At 64.5% G+C, this 1,148-nt stretch carries 1 pseudogene; it reads right to left on the bottom strand.

Going from position 1 to position 1,148, the window contains the following annotated elements:
- A pseudogene (locus Q4Q11_RS31820) lies at positions 1-1,148 on the bottom strand (beta strand repeat-containing protein); the annotation flags it as partial.

The following is a 1,148-nucleotide window of genomic DNA, read 5'->3' as shown; positions in this document are numbered from 1 at the left end:
AGGGCCTCGACCTGGGTCGAGCTCAGAGCACCGACCTGAGCGGTCGAAAGGCCGGTTACCGACTTCGATGTCAGCGCACCGATCTGCGTGGTGGAAAGGCCGGCGACATTGTCCGTGGTCAGAGCGCCAAGCTGGGCTGCGTTCAAGGTGCCAACCTGCGCAGTGCTCAAGGCACCGATCTGCGTTGAGGTCAGTGAGTGGACCTGGGTAGTCTTGAGCGCCGCGACCTGGGCCGTTGTCAAGGCAGCGGCCTGATCCGACGACAGGGCGGCGACGTTCGCGGTGGACAAGCCGCCGAGAGCAGCCGTGTTGATCGCGGCGATATCGGCGGTCGACAGACCGGCGATTTCGGCGCTGTTCAGTGCACCGATCTGGGTGGAGTTCAGCGCGCCGATCTGAGCGGTCGTGAGCGCGGCGACATTGTCGGAACCGAGGGCGCCGACCTGAGCGGTGGTAAGACCGGCGACCGACTTGGCGGAAAGTGCAGCGGCCTGTGTTGTCGAAAGACCGGCGACATTGTCGGTGGTCAACGAGCCCAGCTGAGCTGCACTGAGCGTACCGACCTGGGAGGCGCTCAGTGCACCGACCTGGGTCGAAGTCAGCGCGTGGATCTGCGAGGTCTTGAGGACCGAGACCTGAGCCGTCGTCAGTGCCGCGGCCTGATCGGACGAGAGCGCTGCGACGTTGGCGGTCGACAGGCCTGCGAGAGCGGCCATATTGATGGCCGCGATGTCGGCAGTCGACAAACCGGCGATTTCGGAGCTGCTCAAGGCGCCGATTTGGCTGGAGTTGAGCGCACCGATCTGGGCGGTGGTAAGGGCTGCGACATTGTCCGAACCGAGGGCGCCGACCTGAGCGGTGGTGAGGCCCGTAACCGATTTCGCGCTGAGCGCTGCGACCTGAGTGGTCGAAAGGCCTGCGACATTGTCGGTCGTCAGCGCGGTCACTTGCGTTGCACTGAGCACACCGACCTGGGAGGTGCTCAGCGCACCAAGCTGGGTGGAAGTGAGGGCATGGACTTGAGCGGTCTTGAGCGCGGCTACCTGCTCGGTCCTCAAAGCGGCAGCCTGATCGGAAGACAAGGCTGCCACGTTGGCTTCCGACAACCCGGCAAGAGCGGCCGTATTGATGGCGACGATATCGGCGGT

Source organism: Rhizobium sp. UFLA01-1127, from assembly GCF_059803845.1.
This window is presented reverse-complemented; position numbering and strand designations above follow the sequence as displayed.